General features: G+C 40.8%; 21 protein-coding genes and 1 pseudogene. 12 read left to right on the top strand and 10 right to left on the bottom strand.

The features are described from left to right. Nucleotides 1-10: 10 nt before the first annotated feature. A complete protein-coding gene (gene mqnE, locus FZ945_RS00625; protein WP_107946109.1) occupies nt 11-1,075 on the bottom strand; it encodes an aminofutalosine synthase MqnE in 1,065 nt (354 codons plus the stop codon). Nucleotides 1,076-1,185: 110 nt separating this feature from the next. On the opposite strand from mqnE, the gene FZ945_RS00620 reads away from it, so the two are divergent. The 7 genes and pseudogenes from FZ945_RS00620 to FZ945_RS00595 all read left to right on the top strand — a co-directional run bounded on the left by FZ945_RS00620 (nt 1,186) and on the right by FZ945_RS00595 (nt 7,815). Continuing rightward, the gene (locus tag FZ945_RS00620; RefSeq protein ID WP_148801766.1) at nt 1,186-3,684 is read left to right on the top strand and encodes an HD domain-containing protein; all 2,499 of its coding nucleotides are present in this window, start codon (nt 1,186-1,188) and stop codon (nt 3,682-3,684) included. A gap of 3 nt (nt 3,685-3,687) precedes the next feature. Next, nucleotides 3,688-5,499 (top strand): glutamine--fructose-6-phosphate transaminase (isomerizing), encoded by a 1,812-nt coding sequence (glmS, locus tag FZ945_RS00615; RefSeq protein WP_148801765.1) that lies wholly within the window; start codon nt 3,688-3,690, stop codon nt 5,497-5,499. Nucleotides 5,500-5,645: 146 nt separating this feature from the next. Then, a complete protein-coding gene (locus tag FZ945_RS00610; RefSeq protein ID WP_148801763.1) occupies nt 5,646-6,434 on the top strand; it encodes a CsgG/HfaB family protein in 789 nt (262 codons plus the stop codon). Between the two features lie 49 nt (nt 6,435-6,483). Beyond that, on the top strand, nt 6,484-6,852 hold the full coding sequence (locus tag FZ945_RS00605) for a gamma-glutamyl phosphate reductase (protein WP_262367124.1): 369 nt from the start codon (nt 6,484-6,486) through the stop codon (nt 6,850-6,852). A 109-nt stretch (nt 6,853-6,961) separates the two neighbouring features. Then, on the top strand, nt 6,962-7,495 hold the full coding sequence (locus tag FZ945_RS00600) for a DUF4172 domain-containing protein (RefSeq protein WP_148801759.1): 534 nt from the start codon (nt 6,962-6,964) through the stop codon (nt 7,493-7,495). Nucleotides 7,496-7,500: 5 nt separating this feature from the next. Continuing rightward, nucleotides 7,501-7,563 (top strand): annotated as a pseudogene (locus FZ945_RS10490) (hypothetical protein); the annotation flags it as partial. Between the two features lie 30 nt (nt 7,564-7,593). Continuing rightward, nucleotides 7,594-7,815, top strand: a complete 222-nt coding sequence (locus FZ945_RS00595; protein ID WP_262367123.1) for a hypothetical protein — start codon at nt 7,594-7,596, stop codon at nt 7,813-7,815. Between the two features lie 30 nt (nt 7,816-7,845). On the opposite strand, the gene FZ945_RS00590 is transcribed toward FZ945_RS00595, so the two are convergent. Both FZ945_RS00590 and FZ945_RS00585 read right to left on the bottom strand, forming a co-directional pair. Next, nucleotides 7,846-8,340: a type 1 glutamine amidotransferase family protein gene (locus FZ945_RS00590; protein WP_148801755.1), complete on the bottom strand. Its 495-nt coding sequence runs from the start codon at nt 8,338-8,340 to the stop codon at nt 7,846-7,848. A gap of 11 nt (nt 8,341-8,351) precedes the next feature. Further along, the gene (locus FZ945_RS00585; protein ID WP_148801753.1) at nt 8,352-9,551 is read right to left on the bottom strand and encodes a tetrahydrodipicolinate N-succinyltransferase N-terminal domain-containing protein; all 1,200 of its coding nucleotides are present in this window, start codon (nt 9,549-9,551) and stop codon (nt 8,352-8,354) included. A gap of 162 nt (nt 9,552-9,713) precedes the next feature. On the opposite strand from FZ945_RS00585, the gene FZ945_RS00580 reads away from it, so the two are divergent. Then, nucleotides 9,714-10,310, top strand: a complete 597-nt coding sequence (locus tag FZ945_RS00580) for a YagU family protein (RefSeq protein WP_148801751.1) — start codon at nt 9,714-9,716, stop codon at nt 10,308-10,310. 170 nt (nt 10,311-10,480) lie between these two features. Here FZ945_RS00580 and FZ945_RS00575 read toward each other — a convergent pair whose 3' ends face one another. The 6 genes from FZ945_RS00575 to thiC form a co-directional block, all read right to left on the bottom strand. After that, entirely contained in the window at nt 10,481-10,933 is a 453-nt protein-coding gene (locus tag FZ945_RS00575; protein WP_148801749.1) for a hypothetical protein, read from the bottom strand. A 157-nt stretch (nt 10,934-11,090) separates the two neighbouring features. Continuing rightward, on the bottom strand, nt 11,091-11,780 hold the full coding sequence (locus tag FZ945_RS00570; protein ID WP_148801747.1) for a cytochrome-c oxidase: 690 nt from the start codon (nt 11,778-11,780) through the stop codon (nt 11,091-11,093). Between the two features lie 102 nt (nt 11,781-11,882). Then, complete coding sequence (locus tag FZ945_RS00565; protein ID WP_148801745.1) at nt 11,883-13,220, bottom strand: PFL family protein; 1,338 nt, start codon at nt 13,218-13,220, stop codon at nt 11,883-11,885. A gap of 9 nt (nt 13,221-13,229) precedes the next feature. Then, the gene (locus FZ945_RS00560) at nt 13,230-13,496 is read right to left on the bottom strand and encodes an ACT domain-containing protein (RefSeq protein ID WP_148801743.1); all 267 of its coding nucleotides are present in this window, start codon (nt 13,494-13,496) and stop codon (nt 13,230-13,232) included. A gap of 131 nt (nt 13,497-13,627) precedes the next feature. Next, nucleotides 13,628-14,728, bottom strand: coding sequence for an Mrp/NBP35 family ATP-binding protein (locus FZ945_RS00555; RefSeq protein WP_148801741.1), 1,101 nt, complete (start codon nt 14,726-14,728; stop codon nt 13,628-13,630). After that, nucleotides 14,722-16,020, bottom strand: coding sequence for a phosphomethylpyrimidine synthase ThiC (gene thiC / locus FZ945_RS00550; protein ID WP_148801739.1), 1,299 nt, complete (start codon nt 16,018-16,020; stop codon nt 14,722-14,724). Before thiC ends, FZ945_RS00555 begins: the two co-directional genes overlap by 7 nt. Nucleotides 16,021-16,169: 149 nt before the next feature. Between thiC and FZ945_RS00545 the strand changes: the two genes are divergently transcribed. From FZ945_RS00545 to FZ945_RS00530, 4 genes are read left to right on the top strand one after another with little or no spacing between them, the layout of a single operon-like run. After that, nucleotides 16,170-17,288, top strand: a complete 1,119-nt coding sequence (locus tag FZ945_RS00545) for a bifunctional 2-C-methyl-D-erythritol 4-phosphate cytidylyltransferase/2-C-methyl-D-erythritol 2,4-cyclodiphosphate synthase (RefSeq protein WP_148801737.1) — start codon at nt 16,170-16,172, stop codon at nt 17,286-17,288. Then, the gene (locus FZ945_RS00540) at nt 17,285-18,175 is read left to right on the top strand and encodes a response regulator (RefSeq protein ID WP_148801735.1); all 891 of its coding nucleotides are present in this window, start codon (nt 17,285-17,287) and stop codon (nt 18,173-18,175) included. Before FZ945_RS00545 ends, FZ945_RS00540 begins: the two co-directional genes overlap by 4 nt. Beyond that, nucleotides 18,153-19,334 (top strand): sulfate adenylyltransferase, encoded by a 1,182-nt coding sequence (locus FZ945_RS00535; protein WP_148801733.1) that lies wholly within the window; start codon nt 18,153-18,155, stop codon nt 19,332-19,334. Before FZ945_RS00540 ends, FZ945_RS00535 begins: the two co-directional genes overlap by 23 nt. 8 nt (nt 19,335-19,342) lie before the next feature. Beyond that, nucleotides 19,343-19,810 carry a phosphatidylglycerophosphatase A family protein gene (locus FZ945_RS00530; protein ID WP_148801731.1) on the top strand — a complete coding sequence of 156 codons (468 nt, stop codon included), beginning with the start codon at nt 19,343-19,345 and terminating at the stop codon, nt 19,808-19,810. A 34-nt stretch (nt 19,811-19,844) separates the two neighbouring features. On the opposite strand, the gene FZ945_RS00525 is transcribed toward FZ945_RS00530, so the two are convergent. Continuing rightward, the gene (locus FZ945_RS00525; protein WP_148801729.1) at nt 19,845-20,450 is read right to left on the bottom strand and encodes a hypothetical protein; all 606 of its coding nucleotides are present in this window, start codon (nt 20,448-20,450) and stop codon (nt 19,845-19,847) included. Between the last annotated feature and the right edge of the window lie 45 nt (nt 20,451-20,495).

Genomic DNA, 20,495 nt, shown 5'->3' with positions numbered 1-20,495 from the left:
CCAAGCTCCTTTAGTAAATTTTAAGTTCGTTATATAAGCTATCACGCTCAACCGGCGTAAAACCAGATGTTTTTATGAGATCGCAAAATGTCTTTAGTGTAACGCCATTTGCGCTATTTGCACCAGCTGCACTTTGTATGCTCTCTTTTTCTATCGTGCCATCAAGATCATCAGCGCCAAATTCCTGAGCGATCATCGCTAAATTTAAGGTCGATGTAGCCCAGTATGCCTTTATGTGTGGGACATTATCAAGGACCAAGCGAGATATCGCCATAGTCTTTAAAATTTCAGCCGATCCTAAAAATTTCACATCTTTTAAGTAGTTATTTTCTCTTTGATAAACTAGCGGGATAAATGCGTTAAATCCGCCAGTTTCATCTTGCAAGTCCCTTATCCTTAGCATATGATCGATCCTATTTTCACGACTTTCTATGTGGCCAAAAAGCATTGTTGCGTTGCTTTGTTTGCCGTGATCGTGCCACATTTTGTGGATCTTTAGCCAGTTCTCGCTACTTACTTTGCCTTTGCAAATTTTAGCCCTGATCTCTTCATCAAAAATTTCAGCCCCGCCGCCTGGCATGCTATCGACGCCATATTCGAGCATCTTTTCTATCACCTCATCGTAGCTTAAGCCGTAATGCCTTGACAAAAAATCAATCTCAGCCGCCGTCATCGCCTTTACATGAAGCTCTGGATGGGCTGCTTTTATCTTTTTAAAAATTTCTAAGTACCACTGCCAGCCGCTAGTTGCGTTGTGGGCGGAGACGATGTGTATCTCTTTTGCGCCGTGGCTAACGCTCTCATCAACGATCTTTAAAATTTCTTCGTGGCTCATTAGGTATGGATTTGGATTTTTTCTGTGGGCTGAAAATGCACAAAATTTACAGATATCAGCACAGATATTTGTTGGATTGATATGGCGATTTACATTAAAAAAGACCTTGTTGCCGTGCAGTTTTCTGCGCTTTTTATCGGCAAATTTAGCCAAGGTAAAAAGATCAAGCTCATAAAGCGAAAAAGCCTCTTGCTTGCTTAATCTCTCGCCACTTTCTAGTTTTTGTAATAGATTCATTATTTATATCGTCCTAAAGCTGAACTTAAGGCTTCATTATAAGCAAATAAAGCTTTGTTTTTGCAAAAATTATGTAACATTTGCCAAGATATTTTTAACAATGGAAACACTAAATGCTAGCTGATAAAAGTGCCAAAAATAGCGATAATTATTCAAAGATCAAAGAGAAATTTCTTGATTTTAAGGCAAATTTGCCAAAACATTTTCAAAAAAACCAAGGCAGAAATTTCACAAATTTCTTAGCCAAAGAGTATGATGATTTTATAAAATCTTATTTAAATGAAACTATGCGAGAATTTTTTGATGAGTTTGTACCACAAAACGACAGCTTTGCCTTTAGCGTTCTAGCCACTGGCAAATACGCCCAAACGCTACTTAGCGCAAATAGCGAGCTTGAAATTTTGCTAGTTTATAAAAATTTAAAGGGCTACAATATAAAAAATTTCTTAAAAGAATTTTCTGAAATTTTAGATAGCTCTGGCATGAAATTTGTGATAAAAAGCGCCGAAGTGGATGAAATTTTCATAAATTTCAAAGATGACCTTAAATTTAAAAGCGAAACCTCGCAACTTCGCTATATCTGCGGCTCAAAAAGCCTTTACCGCTTAGTAAAAAGCGAGATCGTAAAGATAAAAGAATTTGATAAAAAAGCCTTTTTAAACTACCATTTAAAGGCATTTTTGCCATTTTCTAGCATAAGCTACTTAGCACAAGAGCCAAATTTAAAAAGTGGCTTTGGCGGGATCGATGAAATTTATCATCTAAACTGCATACTAAACTGCCTAGATAGCGACGTTTCGGTTAGATCGCAAGCCCTTAAAGTGATGAATGAAAAAGAGATAGCAAGTTTTAATCTAAATGTGGATTTTTTACTAAGCTTGCTAAGTGCTTTAAATTTAACTCAAAACACCGATACTTTCAGCGCTTCAAGTGTCGAGATCACGACAAATTTCATGCAGACAAAGTCCAAAAAGCTGCAAGACAACGAGAGCGTCATCAGCCAAAAGATGCTAAGCTCGATGAATAACGTAGCCATTTATTCAAGATTTATCGCAGCTTCGCTTTGTAGGCCATTTTTCAAAAGCGAGTTAAGCTTCGAGCAAAGAAAATTTGCTAGGCTAAAAAATGGCTTTTACGAGATAAATGGCGTCATCTACGTGCCACTTCACAAAAAGCCAGCCCTTATCGAGGATCTCATAAATGAGCTTTTAGAGCTAAAAGATGTGGATTATAAATTTGATATAAGCGCTATCTTTTATATCAAGCGAGCCATCATCACAAAAGATGGCTTAGAGCGCGCTATAAGCGAGTTTAAGAAGATATTTTTAAGAGAAAATTCCTACGCTATCTTAAAATCCTTGCTCGATGCACAGATGATACAAATTTTGATAAAACCGATGGAGCATATCTCCCAGCTAGCAGAATATGACGGCTATCACGAATTTACGGTTGATGAGCATAGCATTTTAAGTGTCAAATTTCTTGAAAATATAAAAGATAAATTCATAAAAAATCTCTACGCTGAGCTTTGCTTGGAGGGCAAAACGATGCTAAAGATCGTGACGCTTATGCATGACGTTGGTAAAGGACTTGGCGGCAAAGATCACGCAAACATCGGCGCAAACATCTTTAGAGCCTACGCGAACAAGCTAAATTTGAGTCAAAAAGCTATCAACGTCGGCGTCATCTTGATAAAATACCACACCCTAATGAGCAACGTCTCAAACAGAGAGGACATCTACTCGCAGCGCGTCATCTTTGCCTTTATCTCAAAGCTTGGCGACAAACAGGTTTTAAAGCTACTTTACATCCTTAGCTACTGCGTGATAAACGCCACAAATGAGAGGCTTTACAACGCCTACACAGCAAAGCTTTTAAGGGAGCTTTATGAAATTTCTCTTAGCGCATTTAGCGATGAAAATTTACTTGATGAAGCGACAAGGCGAGTAAAAAAAGAGCAGTCTATAAAACGAAATAGCGAGTTTTTGGCGCTTGAGCCAAAGCTACAAGAGAAAATTTTCAAGATCACATCAAATTTGGTCTTTACAAAATATAGCGCGAGCGAGATCATAAATTTAAGCAAAGTGGCTGATAGCTTAAACGAAACAGAAATTTTCATAAACAATAGTAAAAATTTAAGCATTCAAATTTATACAAACAAGAGCCTAAATTTAAGCGCCCTGCTCTATGAATTTGCCAAATTTGACCTTGCATATATGGAGATATTTGAGCTTTTTGAGAAGAAATTTTATATCAGGCTTGACTTTAATCAAAATGTAAAAAATCACGAGCTTGAAAACACTAAAATTTTAGCCATAAAATCCCTAAATAGCGAGGTTTTAAGAGAGCCTTTGAAACCAAATATTAACAAAGATGAGATAAACTTCGAGCTAAATCACTCAAAAGATTACGCCAAACTTAGCATCAACGCAAAAGATCAGCGCGGGCTAATGGCTTATGTGATGAGTGTTTTTGACAGGCTTCATTTTCAAGTAACGAGTGCGAGAATTCAGACGGTTAAAAATAGAACGAGAAATCTCTTTTTGATCGAGAAAAACGAGCGACTTGAGAGTAAAGGCGAAGAGATATTAAATTTATTAATAAGCGAGTAAAACATGTGTGGAATCGTAGGATACATCGGAGATAAAGAGAAAAAAGAGGTCATTTTAAGCGGGCTAAAAGAGCTTGAGTATCGCGGATACGACAGCGCTGGCATGGCTGTGATGAGTGATGGCAAGATCGACTTTTTCAAAGCGGTCGGCAAGCTTGAAAATTTAGTCCTAAAGACAAAGGACTTTACATCAGAAGGTTTTGGCGTGGCGATAGGTCACACACGCTGGGCGACTCACGGCAAACCAACCGAGATAAACGCTCACCCGCACCTTGGCGAGCACTCATTTGTCGTTCACAACGGCATCATCGAAAACTACAAAGAGCTTAAAGATGAGCTTGAGGCAAAGGGCGTGAAATTTATGAGCCAAACCGACACCGAAGTGATCGTGCATCTTTTTGAAGAAATTTTAAAAGAGAAAAAAGACCCATTTAAAGCTTATGAGGCGACTATCGCAAAGCTAAGAGGCGCTTATGCGACGCTGCTTATCACCAAAACTGCACCTGATAAGATATTTTTCGCAAAAGATGCCGCTCCTATGGCGATAGGCAAAAGCGACAAAAAAGAGCTATATTTTGCCTCATCAGATGCCCCACTTATCGGCAACGCAACAGAAGTGGCATATCTTGATGATAACAACTACGGCTACGTGAGCTTAGACGAGATAGCTGTTTTTAAACACGGCAAAAAGGCTAGCATAACATTTAACGCTTTGCCAAAGGATAAGAGCTATGCCCAAAAAGAGGGTTATACATTTTTTATGGAGAAAGAAATTTACGAGCAAGGCGCAGTCGTATCTGAAACCATCATGGGCAGAGTTAAAAACCACAAAGTCACCCTTGAAAATTTAGACGATGAATACCTAAAAGGTATCGATGATATCGTGCTTTGTGCGTGCGGTACGAGCTACCATGCAGCGCTTGTTGCAAGCTATCTTTTTGAAAGGCTTGCTAAAGTTAGAACAAAGGTCGAAGTGGCAAGCGAATTTAGATATAGAAAGCCTTATCTAAACAAAAACTCGCTCTTCATCGTCATCTCTCAAAGTGGCGAGACAGCTGACACTCTTGAAGCACTTAGGATAGCAAAAGAGGCTGGGCTAAAGACGCTTGCGATTTGCAACGTCGATAACTCATCTATCGTTAGACTAGCTGACAATACGCTTCTAACTCGCGCTGGCATCGAAAAAGGCGTGGCAAGCACAAAGGCCTTTGCAACGCAGATCATCGTGCTTTGGATGCTTGTACTTCAAATGGCATCAGCAAAGGGATCTATCAGCAAAAAAGAGCTTGATCACGAGATCAAAACGCTTCTTCACATCCCACAAATTTTAAATATAGATAACTCTTTGCAAGAGAAGCTTCACCGCCTAAGCAAGCACTATTTGCACGGTCATGGCTTCTTCTTTATCGGTAGAGATATCTTCTATCCGCTAGCACTTGAAGGTGCGTTAAAACTTAAAGAAATTTCATATCTTCACGCCGAGGGCTATCCATCAGGCGAGATGAAGCACGGCCCTATTGCGCTTGCAGATGAGAAGCTATTTACGATCGCTTTAATGCCTCAAAATTTACTTTATGAAAAGACAAAGAGCAATGTCGAAGAGCTCGCTGCAAGAGATGCATATATCCTAGCGATAAGTCCGCTTGAGCTTGAACTAAGCGATGACTACGTAAAAACAAGTGTTCAAGATCACTATATGAGCGAATTTTTCGAGATGATGCTTGTGCTTCAGCTACTTGCACTTGAAATTTCTGTTAGACTTGGCAACAATGTCGATATGCCAAGAAACCTCGCAAAAAGCGTAACTGTCGAATAATTTATGTGACTGGCATCTTGCTGGCCGCTTAAATTTTTGTGAAAAATAATTTTGCATTATGTTATTAAACATAAATTTTATATTAATATTTTTATAATATTTACTCATATATAATGCTAAAACTAACTTAAACATTAAGGATAAAAATGAAGTTAAGTTCATCTTTACTAAGCGTAGGTCTTGGAGTTTTACTTTTAAGTGGTTGTGCAACTGGCAATAGCAATGGCGTAACTGGTAGTGCTGCTGGCAGTAATAACAATAATGCTAATACTAAAATAGAAAAATGTAGTAGCACTCTTGGAACACTTGCGTTTTATGAGGACCAAAATTCTGATTGGTATTCATATTTGACACGCAACTACAAGCTAACATCAACTATTCCTGTTCTGCGCCTTCTTGCACAACAAACTGGTTGCTTTGTTATAGTCGAGCGTGGTGCTATGATGGATAATATGATGCAAGAGCGTGCGCTTGATAGATCAGGCGAACTACGTAGCGGTTCTGGCTTTGGCAAAGGCAAAATGGTGGCAGCTGATTATACTATTCGCCCTGAAATATTCTTTAGTAATGAAGATACAGGTGGTGCAGGTGGTCTTGTTGGAGCACTTTTTGGTAGTGTAGCGGGTGCTATAGCTGGTGGTTTTTCAACAAAAGAGACACAGACTACATTGGTTCTTATAGAAAACCGTTCAGGCGTTCAATTAGCAGCGGCCATTGGCTCAGCTTCTAGCACTGACTTCTTTGGCATGGGCGGCGGTGCTGGCGCTTCTCTTGGTGCTGGACTTGGCGCATATTCAAGAACACCTGAGGGAAAAACACTTGTAAATGCTTTCCTTGATTCGATGAATCAATTAGTTATCGCCCTAAAAGACTACAAAGCACAAACCGTAAAGGGTGGTCTTGGCAAAGGTGGAAGCCTAAAAGTAGGAGATTAATATGAAATTTATAGCCATTTTATTTTGTTCATTAACTTTTTTGTTTTCTATGAGTTACGAAAAAAAAGTTGAAGCTAGGCTTTGTGGTCTTATAAATCAAAGAGAAATGGCTAAAATTTATGGCGACATAAGAAGTATTGATAGCTTTGATAAAAAAATAGAAAGCTATAAATTTCGCAACGGAATAGAAAAATTTGACGAGGATAGTTGTCGTGCAAATGGCTACTATCCTGTTGATCCAAACTATGCACCATATCCTCCTAACTACCGTCCATACTATCAAAATGGATATGATAGATTCCAGCGTGATTATCGCGGAGGCTACTATAATGATGACGACGACTATGATGATGGTTTTGATCGTGGTTATAGACGTGGTTATAAGGATGCCAGAAGAGATTATAGGCTAGGTAGATAATCTTATCTAGCCTTAACTTTCCTTGGCTCTATTTTCTAACAAAAAATTATTTTTACAAAATAACAAATCAAAATATTGATTAAAAAAATACTCTACTTTTAGGAAAATAATGCAAAACCTTTGGATATGGCAACATCCTAACTATCCAAATTTCTCTTTCGATAAAAGAGAGATAGACACCATCATAAAAAAGCTAGAGCAAAATCACGAAATCTTAAAAGAGCTAACAAGCAAGATCAACAGAAACGATCTTTTAAAGGCGCAAATTAGCACACTTGAAGATGAAATAATAAGCTCATCTCTCATAGAGGGCGAGAGACTTAATATATCAAGCATTCGCTCGTCGGTAAAAAAGAGACTAGATGAAAATTTTGACTGGCTAGCTGACACTCATGCGACTAGACATAGCGATAATCTAGTCTCGCTAATGCTTGATGCAAATTTAAACAAAGCTCCTATGAACTTCAAACGGCTATATGGCTGGCACAATGCCTTGTTTGAATATAGCCAAAGCAAAAACCACAAGATAAAAAGAGCTAAATTTAGAGATGATGAGACGAACGTAGTCTCAGCTCCTTCAAAAAATGTGCAAATCCACTACGAAGCCTTGCCAGCAGAGCACGTAGAGGATGAAATTTTTTAAATTTTATCAATAAAAGCTCCGAAAACGCCTATATAAAAAGCGCCTTAGCGCACCTTTGGTTTGTGATCATCCATCCTTATGATGACGGCAACGGACGCATGGCAAGGGCTTTGGCACACTACTGCTTAGCTAGTGAAAGCATTAAGCCGTTTTCTATCTCGAGCATTATTTACGCAAATAAAAAAGTTTATTATGAAATTTTAGAGCAGACAACAAAGCTTGAAAATAATTCAAATTTTGACTTTACGGCATGGATAAAGTGGCATTTAGAAGCGGTAAATAGAGCCATAAGTCAAGCCATAAGCTCATTAAAAAGATAAAATTTCTATCAAATTTAAGAGCCAAAGCCCTTAAATTTTATCTTTAGTTAGGATTTTTGCGAGCTGCTCTTTGATCTCGTCATCAAATTCACTAACACTTATGACGCCCCTACTCTCACACATCTTGGCGTCATTTACCTCGCAGTAGCCACTTAGCGCGTTTTTGTATCCACCCCTTATGCAAGCCTCTCTATCCTCTAAAAATCCAGCCCCACCAAGTATGAGCACGCCAAGGTCAAAGCCGATCTTAAATTTCGCACTCGCTGAGCTTTTTATCCAGCTTAAAAATATCTCATCATATCTTAGCCCAAGCGCTCCGACGCCATCTGGTACGACCAAGATATCCACGCCATAAAGGCTTTCAGCGTAAATTTCAGGATGAAGTCTAATGCCAAATTCATCGACTATTTCAGGCTTTAGCGCATATGTTTTGATGTTAAAACCTTCAAATTTATGCAAAAAATCATAAATTTTGGCAAAGCTTAACAAATTTAACTTATCAAACATCAAAATGCCAACTTTCATGTTAGCTCCTTTTAATGAAGTGCCTCATTTAGCTTGATAGCCCTTTTGCTCGCACTCGCGGCGATCTGTCCTGTTTGGCTATTTTGCCTAAAATGAAGTCCGTTTAGTCCGCCAAGCTCAAGCGCTTTGTAAATTTCAGCCTCAAATTTAAACTCTGGATTTATCTTAGCTAGCTTTTCGCGCTCGCTTGCCGAGATATAGACCTTTGTGCCCTCAAGCACCGCTATGCCAGCATCCACGATGCAGTTATCACCAAGTGGCACGCCAGTGACTGAGTTTGCGCCGAGCAAGCAATGTTTGCCGATGCTTACAGGGTTGCCGTTTGTGCCGCTTAGCACGCCAAGTATGCTAGCTCCGCCGCCAACGTCACTGCCCTCGCCCACGACGACAGAGCTGCTAACCCTGCCTTCAACCATGACGCCGCCAGTCGTACCTGCGTTAAAGTTGATGTAAGCAGCCCCTGGCATGACCACCGTGCCAGGATGCACAGCTGCACCCATGCGAACCTTGGCAGCGTCTAAAATTCTCGTGTTATCAGCTGGGATGATGTGACTTAAAAATCTTGGGAATTTATCCACGCTCACGATCGCTGGATACTCGCCAAACATCTTTAGAGAAATTTCATTTTCTCTTAGCCACTCAAGCTCGATCGGGATGTTTTGACTAGTCCATGCGACATTTGGTAGCACTCCAAAGGCTCCGTCAAGCACGATCGTCCTAGGTGCGACCTTGCCAAGTGAGATCAAGTAGAGCTTGAGATAGACGGCCTCCACGCTAAGTGGCTTTGCGTCATCGAACAAAAATACAAGCTTAAATTTATTCTCATTTAGCTCAAGATCATCCTCAAATGCCATCTTCACAGCGTGTAAATTCTCTACGTTTTTATGCGATTTTATATCTTTTTCAAAGACGCTAAAGAGCTTGCTAGCCTTTTTTGCTACCTTTGGTGTGAGATCAGTCACGAACTCGGATGCACCAAAATCAACCTCAACATCACACTTTTGCAAGGCGTAGATAAAAGCAGCTGCGCTTAAAAAGCTCTCTTTATAATTTACAACGGCGTAACTTGCTTGCAAAATTTTGTCGCTATTTTTTTGTCCGCGATCGACTCTTGCGATGCCAAAAACAACTGGATCTTTGTAACCATCTTTTTTTCTAAATTCTTCAAAAAATTCCTTAAATTCGTTTGCGTCTTTGAACTCTTTAGACATCTATTCTCCTTTAAATTTTTTCTTAGTCTAGCCAAAAATGGCTAAAAATTTTATGATTTTAAAGCATTTGAGTTTTTTGATAAATTTATAAATTATAATAATGATTAACCTTATCATAAAGAAAATAGAAATAAAATGTCGCAAATTTTACAAGGAGACAAAATGTCAAATCTAGCTACCAAACCAAAATTTGCCTTAGCTGCGTTGATCGGCCTCGTCGCTGGCGTAGTTTCAGCTTTTGTCAAATGGGGTGCAGAAGTACCGCTTCCGCCAAGAAGCCCTATGGATATGTTTAACGCAGCTTGCGGACCAGAAAGTGCCATCAGAGCGGCTGATGCGATCGACTGCTCGAGAAATTTCTTAAACCCGCCTTATGTATTTTTAAGAGATTATGTCGGTATCGCCGATCCAAACGCTGCTATCTACGAGTTTGCAAGACATGCCTTTAACTACGTGATGCTAACGCACATCATATTTTCAGTAGTCTTTGCCGTTGGCTACTGCGTCGTGGCTGAGAAATTTCCAAAGATCACGATGTGGCAAGGCGTGATGGCGGGCATTTTAGCAACTATCGCAGTTTATGGTATCTCACTGCCGCTTCTTGGCCTCACTCCTCCACTTTGGACACTTCCTTGGTATGAGTACGTCTCTGAGCTTGTAGGTCACATGATCTGGTTTTGGTCAATTGAAATCATCCGCCACGACCTAAGAGCTAGGATCACAAAAGAAAAAGATCCAAGCGACTGCTGCAACGCTTAGCTTATAAATTTGCTGTTTTGGGCGCAAAACCTAAGACAGCAAAATTTAATCATTTAAAAACTCTAGTGCCTCTTAGATCGCAGCCAATACCTAAAGACAAAATTTTCATCATTTTTGCAAAGCTTGAAAAACTTAAATTTATATAGCTTTTAATTTAAAAATTTAAGCACTTAGCACTCACTACTAAGCTCTAAATTTTCTAAACTAAGCGGCTTTTCGCCCTCAAAGATCACCCCAATACCAAATGGCTCACAGATATCTAGCGCACCCTCGGCAAAGCTCATCAACCACTGCTTATCACGCGCATAAAAGGTGCATTGCGGCGAGCTAAAGGGCAGGTCACAAACTGGCACGTCAAGCAAGCTAAGCTCGTCCTCACTCAATTGATACTTTTGCTTAAGCTCATCTTTTAAAAAGACAAGCGCCTCTTTTATGTGTTGGTCGATATCACTGGCAATTCGCTCTGCTAGCAAAGTAGTCTCATCGTCTGCGACAGTCTCGTCTTTACAGACAAGGCAAAACGGCACTTCTCCAAAGCTCTCGCTTTTTAGCTTCAGCTGCGCGTACCAAATAAAACCATCATCTACCGCGACTTTTTCAAGCTCGCCAAATTTCAAAGTCATTTTTTATTCTCATTTTTGTGATTTTGCTACTCTTATGAAAAAGAGCCAATTTTAAGCAAATTTATCGTGATTTAAAATAGAGACAGCTTGTAAATTTGCCCTTTTAACATAAAGCAAAAGCTAAATTTACAAGCAAATTTTCAGTTTTTCTGACTATTTAAAAGCAAAATTTATCGTCAGTGCCATTTTGCTTGCGCATAGCTTTAAAGTTAGCAAGATTGTCTTTGTCTAAAAAGTAATCTTTCTCCTTTTTATTGCGGGCTTCAAGCTTTTCTATGCCTTTTGCAAGGGCTGCTTTTCTATCTTCGTGAGGCGAGCTAAATTCTGGCGAAAACATCGCTTCATAGGCATTTTTCTTAGTCCATTCAAGCGCTTTGTCAGCGATCTCTTGTTGCTTTTTGATATCGCAAAATGCATAAGGATTGACCACGTCGCCAACAAGCTTCATAAACGCCCCTATCGCAGCCACCACATCAGCGAATTTCTCGCCCTCCATGTCTATAACGCCTCTTAGCAAGATCGCGCGATTTTTTGCCGCATAAAACCAAAATACCGCATCATCGCGAAGTCCAAGATCATAAGCGCGAGCTGAGAGGACAAAAAGAGTTATCGGACTAACTAACTGCGAAGCGTCCTGCACGATCTTTTCTGCCTTTTTAAAATCCTCTACTTTGCCACTTTTTAGTAGCTCATCTATCTTGTCATAGACCTTGACATATTCCACCTTGCCAGCATTTGCTGAGTAGTATGGCGTGACGTAGATGTCGATACTTCTTACTTTGCCATCATTTGCAAAGCCAAATACCGCTCCAAAAAGTAGCGCCGTAAGCAGTGATAAAATTTTCATTTTAGCTCCTTGATTTAAATTTTTTATTATTTTAACTAAAAGCAGTTGAAAAGATTAGGATAAATTTAAGAAAAAGTCCGCAAATTTAAAGCGGACTTTGAATTAATTTTTAAAACTATGGATAGGTGCTGGAATTTGTCCGCCACGAGCGATGAAGTCTGCGCTCGAAGCCTTATTTATCTTCATCACAGGCGCTCTTCCTAAAAGGCCGCCAAACTCGATCATATCGCCCTCACGTCCAAGAGGTATGATACGAACGGCCGTTGTTTTTTGATTTATCACGCCGATAGCCGCCTCATCAGCGATCATCGCAGCTATACTCTGGCTTGGCGTATCCGCAGGTATGGCGATCATATCAAGCCCCACCGAGCATATCGCCGTCATCGCTTCAAGTTTTTCTAAATTTAGCGATCCTGCGCGCACCGCAGCTATCATGCCCTCGTCTTCTGAAACCGGGATAAAGGCACCACTTAAGCCGCCCACTTGATTGCACGCCATGACGCCACCTTTTTTGACCGCGTCATTTAGCAGAGCAAGTGCCGCAGTCGTGCCGTGCGTACCAACAGCCTCAAGCCCCATTTCCTCAAGCACTCTAGCCACTGAGTCGCCAACAGCTGGCGTTGGGGCAAGAGAGAGATCAACGATACCAAATTTCACCCCAAGGTGCTCGCTCGCCATTTGACCGACTAACTGACCGATACGAGTGATCTTAAACGCCGTTTTTTTCACAGTCTCAGCCACCACGTCAAAGCTCTCGCCACGCACCTTTTCAAGCGCTCTTTTTACTACACCTGGGCCTGAAACGCCGACGTTTATCACCACATCAGCCTCGCCCACGCCGTGAAATGCACCAGCCATAAAAGGATTGTCCTCGACTGCGTTTGCAAAGACAACGAGCTTTGCACAGCCCATCTCTGAAGCTGCCGCCGTCTCTTTTATGATGCGCCCCATGTCACGCACCGCGCTCATATTTATGCCACTTTTTGTTGAGCCGACATTGACACTTGAGCACACTTTTGCAGTTTGAGCGAGCGCTTGTGGGATAGAATTTATCAAAATTTCATCGCCCTTTTGATAGCCCTTTTGCACTAGAGCCGAAAAACCACCTATAAAATCAATACCAACTTCAATAGCCGCCCTATCAAGCATCTTTGCGATCATCACGTAGTCTTTTGCATCCGTTGCGGCGCCGATTATCGAGATAGGCGTCACGCTCACTCTTTTATTGACGATTGGTATGCCTAGTTCAGCGGAAATTTCGTTGCCCACTCTAACTAGGTCTTTGGCTTTAGTGGTGATTTTTGCGTAAATTTTATCGCAGGCTTTGTTGATGTCAGGGTCGATGCAATCAAGCAAACTAATGCCCATCGTGATCGTTCTGATGTCAAAATTTTGCTCCTCGATCATCGAGATCGTTTCGGTTACATTTTTGATATCCATCTTTTGTCCTTAAATTTTGTGCATCGCATCAAAAATGGCTGAGCTTTGGATATTTATCTTTACTTTTAGGTTCTCTCCAAGCTTATCTAGCTCCGCTCTTAAGGCTGTAAAGTCCTTATTTTCATCGCTTGAAACCACCGCCATCATCGTGAAAAAGTCGCTCAAAATAGTCTGGCTTATATCATCTATATTTAGCCCTAGCTCGCTAAGCTTTGCTGAGACGCCAGCAACGATGCCAACTCTATCTTTTCCGACCACGGTTACGATCGCTTTCATCTTTTCTCCTGTTAAATTTTCTTTTTAATGATTGCATTTTGGCTCCAAAATTTAAGCCCTGCATCAAGCAAAGCCAAATTTTGGTAGCCAAATTTAATTAAAATTTGCTCTAAAATTTATCTTTTGCAAATTTACTTCGAGCAAGCACTCTTGCCGTCATTTACTGGCTGGATCGCTGAGTTATCAGCCCCGCCGCCGTTATTTATATTTTCTATTATCTCCCAAAGTCTTGCAGCTGCGCTCTCGTAGCGTTTTGCAGTGACTGAGTTTGGCTCGTAAAAGCTAACTGGCTTGCCACTATCGCCACCCACTCTAACCGCTGGCTCGATAGGAATTTCAGCCAAAATTTGAGTGTTGTAAGCCTTTGCTACCTCTTCAGTCGTGCCTTTGCCAAAAATATCATACTCTTTGCCGTTATCTGGGCAGATAAAGCCACTCATGTTCTCGATGACGCCAGCGATTGGGATGTGAAGCTTCTCAAACATATCAAGCGCACGTTTGCTATCGTCAAGTGCTACTACTTGAGGCGTTGTGACACAGACACCTGCTGTTACTGGCACGCTTTGAGCTAGAGTTAGCTGTGCGTCGCCCGTTCCTGGAGGCATGTCGAGAAATAAGACATCAAGCTCGCTCCAAAGCACGTCTCTTAGTAGCTGCTCGATCGCTTTCATTATCATCGAGCCACGCCAGATAAGGCTCATGCCCTCTTCCATCAAAACGCCCATACTCATCATCTCCACGCCGTGACTAAGTATTGGCTTTAGCTTGTTGCCAACGACTTGTGGCTGAGTATTTACTTCGCCAAGCATTCTTGGGATATTTGGTCCGTAGATGTCAGCGTCTAAAATTCCCACTTTTTTGCCTAGTTTTGCCATTGAAATGGCTAAATTTAGCGTTGTGGTTGATTTGCCAACGCCGCCTTTGCCTGAGCTTACCATTACGAAATTTTTAACTTGAGGCGCGATATTTTTGCCACTTTGAGTGTTGCTTTTCTCCTCAGGTATCTTTGGCTGTATCAAATTTAGCACGTACTCATTTGAGCCCATGACACGTTTGATGTCTGTTTTTAGCTCGTTTGCCACATCAGAGCTTGAGCTAACGATCTCGACTTCGATTAAAATTTTATCGCCAAATTCGATATTTTTTACAAAGCCAAAGCTAACTATATCCTTCTCAAATCCCGGATATATGACACCTTTTAGTCTATTTAAGACCTCTTCTTTATTTAACATTTTTCTCCTTTTTCTAGATCTTTTGAAATTTTATATGCACAAAATTTTGGTCCGCACATCGAACAAAAATGAGCGCTCTTAAACGCATCTTCTGGCAAGCTCTCATCGTGAAGCTCTTTAGCCTTTTTTGGATCAAAGCTAAGCTCAAACTGCTTGTTCCAGTCAAATGCATATCTCGCATCACTCATCGCATGGTCTTTTTCGATGGCTCCAGCCTTGCCAAGTGCGACGTCTGCGGCATGGGCTGCTATCTTGTGAGCTACGATGCCCTCTCTTACGTCATTTTCATTTGGTAGTCCTAGGTGCTCTTTTTGCGTCACATAGCAAAGCATGCTAGCGCCGTGATATGCTGCCATCGTGCCACCTATCGCTGATGTGATATGGTCATACCCCGCGCCGATATCGCTAACAAGCGGCCCAAGCACGTAAAATGGGGCGTCATGGCAGAGCTCTTGTTCGATTTTCATATTATACTCAATTTGACTTAATGGCACATGACCAGGGCCCTCTATCATCACCTGCACATCTTTCTGCCACGCACGAAGTGTTAGCTCTCCAAGCACCTTTAGCTCACTAAGCTGTGCCTCGTCTGTTGCGTCATAAAGACATCCCGGTCGAAGTCCGTCGCCAAGCGAGAGCGAGACGTCGTATTTAGCGCAAATTTCTAAAATTTGATCAAAAATTTCATAGAAAGGATTTTGCCTATTTAGCTTTGACATGTAGCTAGCGCTCAAGCTGCCACCGCGGCTAACTATGCCCATTTTACGCTTTTTAACAAGCGGCAAAAACTCACGCAAAAAGCCAGCGTGTATCGTAAAGTAACTAACTCCTTGCTTTGCTTGCTTCTCAAGCACGCTTAAAATTAGCTCATTTGTGATATTTGTAACCTCTTTTGCCTCTTTTAAAATTTCATACATAGGCACCGTTCCAACTGGCACGCTTGAATGCTCTATGATCGCACTTCTAATGGCATCCAAATCGCCGTCCGTGCTTAGATCCATAACCGTATCAGCGCCAAATTCTAGGCAAATTTCAAGCTTTCTTAGCTCAGCGCAAATGTCACTGCTTAGGCTTGAGTTGCCGATATTTGCATTGACCTTTGTCTTTAGTTTTCTGCCTATACCCATTGGCTTTAAATTTATGTGATTTACATTTGCTGGGATAATGATCCTGCCGTTTGCCACCTCATCCATGAGCAAATTTTCGCCTATCCCCTCGACCTTTGCCACATAGCTCATCTCCTTTGTGAGCTCACCACGCCTAGCATAATACATCTGCGTCTTTTCTCTCATGAGTAGCCTTTTTAAATTTATAAAAAAGCTAATTTTAATCCTTTTTATATTTGAACTAACTAAATAAATCTAAATTTCTACTCTTTTTTAAAAAGATTTTTTCAAGTTTTAGAATGTATAATTCCGTAACAATCTTCAAAGGAGCTACCTTGCTTGATATCTCACTTATAATGCTTGGAGCCGGAAATTCCAGCCGTTTTGAGCTACCTGTAAAGAAGCAATGGCTTCGTATAGGCAGTGACCCACTTTGGCTATTTGCCACTAAAAATTTGAGTAACTTTTACACATTTAAAGAGATAATAGTCGTTAGTAAAGAGTGTAAATATATGTCTAAATTTGCTCCAAATTATAAATTTGTTGATGGTGGCGAGACAAGGCAAGATAGCCTAAAAAACGCACTTGAGCTAGTAAGTAGCGAATTTGTCCTAGTTAGCGACATCGCGCGCCCTTGCATATCAAGCGAGCTCTTTCACAAGATCATAGAGGCGGCCGCTCAGGCTGACTGCGTGGTCCCTGCGCTAAAGATCGCAGACACTGCTTATCTTGGCGAAAATGCAATCGATAGAGAAAAGGTAAAACTTATCCAAACGCCGCAGCTCTCGCGCACAGCACTTCTTAAAAAAGCTCTTAGTAGCGGAGAAATTTACACAGATGATAGCTCGGCTATGAGAGGCATTGGCGCAAGTGTTTGGCACATTTTGGGCGATGAGATGGCTAGAAAGATCACTTTTAAAGAGGATCTTGCCAAAATTTCAGCCCTAAAAGCACCAGAAAACGAAGTCTTTGTCGGCAACGGCTTTGATGTGCATGAGTTTGAAAAGGGCCGTCCGCTTGTGCTTTGTGGCGAAAAGATCGACTATGAGTTTAGGCTAAAGGCTCACAGCGACGGCGATGTGGCACTTCATGCGCTAACAGACGCTATCTTGGGAGCTGCTGGGCTTGGCGACATAGGCGAGCTCTTTCCTGATACGGACGATAAATTTAAAGATATTAGCTCTATTTACTTGCTTGAGGAGGCCTATAAAAGAGTGCAAAGCGTGGGCTTTGTGCTAACAAACGCTGACATAACGATAATGGCGCAAAAACCAAAAATCTCAAGGCTAAAATCAAAAATGGAGGCAAACATCGCGCAGGCTTTAAATTTGAGCCAAAACCGCATAAATGTAAAGGCGACGACGACTGAGGGGCTTGGCTTTGTCGGTAGATGCGAAGGGATCGCTGTCATGGCAAGTGCTAGCCTTAAATTTTACAACTGGACACAAATATGAAAATTTTAATAGTAGAAAACGAAATTTACCTAGCTGGCTCGATGGCTAGCAAACTAGCTGACTTTGGCTACGACTGCGAGATTGCAAAGAGCGTCAAAGAGGCTTTGAAATTTGAAAATTTTGACGTAGTGTTACTTTCTACCACACTCCCAGGGCAAGACTTCTACCCAGTCATAGAGAAATTTAAAAGCTCTATCATCATCTTGCTCATCGCCTACATCAACAGCGACACCGTGCTAAAACCGATACAAGCGGGCGCGGTGGATTACATCCAAAAGCCATTTATGATAGAAGAGCTTGTTAGAAAGATAAGACATTTTGAAGAGTTTAGAGGCTTTAAAAACGAGATCAAAAACTACGAAAACTATATAAATTTCGCTCTAAAAGATTACGAGATACCTTGTTTTGAAGCTAAAAAGATCAAATTTCCACTTCTTTTAAAATCAAGCAAAAATGGCTACAGCGATAAATTTATCTTTAACTATGTAAAGTCAAACAAAACTCCATTTTTGTTTTTGGGCAAAGCCTGTTTTAGTGAGCTTGAAAAAGCACTTTCTCAAAGTGGCAACGAGCTAATATACATCACAAATCTTGAAGAGCTAAAAGATGATGAAAAAGAGAAAATTTTAGAGCTTTGCAAGAAGAAAAAAGTAGCTATCCAAACTAGCGATTTTGCGCAAAGTGCGCCATTTGACGAGCTTGAACTATCCATCAGAGATAAAAACTTTGACATCGGCGAGATCGCCACGATCGATGAATATATAAAATATATCATCGTTAATTATCAAGATAAATTCCCCGACACCGAGCTAAGTAAAAAGCTTGGAATTTCTAGAAAATCACTTTGGGAAAAGAGAAAGAAATATGACGTCAGCAAGAAAAAATAGTGAAATTTCTATAAACACCGAAGTTTATGGCGCCTTAGAGCTTATCAAAAACAAAATTCTCTCAAATTTTAGTGCCCTGATGAACGATGAGCAGATAAAAGAGGTCGCAAAAAAGGGCTACTTTAACGGCGAACCGATGCCCTACTCTTTTGGCTTTGCCCCATTTGGCGAGGTCAATCAAAATATCGCTAGCAAGCTGCATGCTGGGCAAAGAGTAAATTTAAATATGGACGGCAAGATCGTTGGACACATCGACGTGGCAAAGGTCTTTAAATTTGATGAGAGCATGCGAGCTAAAAATATATTTTTAGCAAATGAATCAAACAGCGAAATGTCGCTAAATTTAGGCAAATACGGCATAAGCGGCGAGTTTGAGCTATATGATGAGAGCCTCCAAATAAGTAAAGATGCGCTAAATGAGCTGATAAAAGAGAGTGGCGCCAAGAAGATAACGGCTGTCTTTTTAACGGCTGATCCATTTAACCGCGCGCATGAACGCCTAGTTAGGATGACTATCGACAAGGCCGATCTCGTGGTCGTTTTTCTCATCAGAACGCGCGAAGAGAGGCATATCGACTATGAGATCAGAAAGCAGGTGCTTGATTATTTCAACCAAAACTATTTGCCGACAAAAAAGGTCTTTGTTTTCGCACTAAAAAACACGACCCTTTTTAGCTCGCACGCCAACCCAACGCTTGAGTGTATCGCGGCCTCAAGGCTTGGTGCAAACAAGCTCGTCATCGGACAAAACCACTCAGGTATCGGAATGTTTTTTGACCACAACGAGGCACACACGATCCTTGATATCTACAAAAATGACCTAAATTTAGACGTGATCGTCCTGCCTGAGCTAGTTTATTGCAACAAGTGTAAGACGCTAGTTAGCACCAAAAGCTGCCCGCACGGACAGCACCACCAGATCAAATACCACCCAGACGTGATCAAGGAGTTGCTATTTAATGGCATAATGCCACCAGCCATACTAGTAAGGCCTGAAATTTCAGCGCTCATCTTAAGCAAACTCTATGTAAATCGCTTCAAAGACATACAAAAGCTCTGCGACGATCTCTTTGTAAATTCTGGGCTGCTTGAAAACAAGACCGACCGCGACTTTTATGAGGAGCTCATGAAGCTCTACCAGACATCGTCACTCACTTAAGGAAATTTATGCAAAAGCTATTTTTGACATTTTTTGGATTTGGACTTTTACCAAAGGCACCTGGTACTTGGGGCTCGGCGGCTGGAGCTGTGGCAGCTTATTTTGTGCTATATTTTTTCTCAGCGACCACGCTTTTACTAGCTAGCATTTTGTTATTTTTGGTGAGCATTAGTGTCATTGATGATTTTGAAAAAAAAGTAAATTCACACGACGAGAGCTTTATCGTGATCGACGAGGTTGCTGGCGTTTGGCTTGCTATCGCCATTAGCGGAGCTACGATCTCTCAGCTAGTTCTCTCGCTCGTGCTCTTTAGGGCGCTTGATATCAAAAAACCATCAATCATTGGCCGGATCGACCGCAACGTAAAGGGCGGACTTGGTGTCATGGGTGATGATATGGTCGCTGGATTTTTCGCTGGTATTATTAGCGCGATGATATATGGTGTGGCTATGAAATTTGGCCTGGTTTTGCCGTAAGCTGAGCTAGCTATCTTGCTGGCTCTTTTTAGATTTAGCCCTCTCTGCTCTTTTTCCATTTTAAAAATTCATCCCACTCTTCTTTTGAGACTAGAACTTTGTCGTTAGAATTTTTCTCATCCCTGCTGAGAAATTTATCTTTGTCGTGATTTTTTCTAAAGACGATCATATTATAAAGTGAAAATTTTAGCTCTTCAAAAAGGCTTAAATTTTTCACATTTTCAGGGGTTATCTCATTGCCATTTTTGTCACGTCCTTTGCCACCTAAAAATAGCAAATAAACAAGCGGAGTCATGAAGCTAAATCTTAAAAGAAGCGCCCAAAAGCAGTTTATAAAGCCGTGATTGTATTTAATGCAAACGTAAAAGCCAAAAACGGCGTAAATAGCTATTATAAAAAGCATAGTGTAAAAAATATAAGCTAACCCATCATCGTTTGAAACGTCAAAATACTCACATACTGCACAAAAGATAGCTACAAAGATGGGAAATATCACGAGTGGAAAAATGAGATGCAGTCCGATCAAGTCAAATTTACTCAGATAGACTTTTATATTTCGCCTGCCAGCAAAGATCATCAACAAAATAGCTAGCACTATCGGCAAAAAGACTAAACTAGCATAGAGATCATTGATGTCCAAATTGCACTCCTATTTTTGCTTTGTAAATTTGAGTTTTGCTAACGA

It is taken from the genome of Campylobacter concisus (assembly GCF_902460535.1).
Lineage (GTDB): Bacteria > Campylobacterota > Campylobacteria > Campylobacterales > Campylobacteraceae > Campylobacter_A > Campylobacter_A concisus_AS.
Note: the sequence above shows the minus strand (reverse complement) of the source record. Positions and strands in the feature narration are given on the sequence as shown.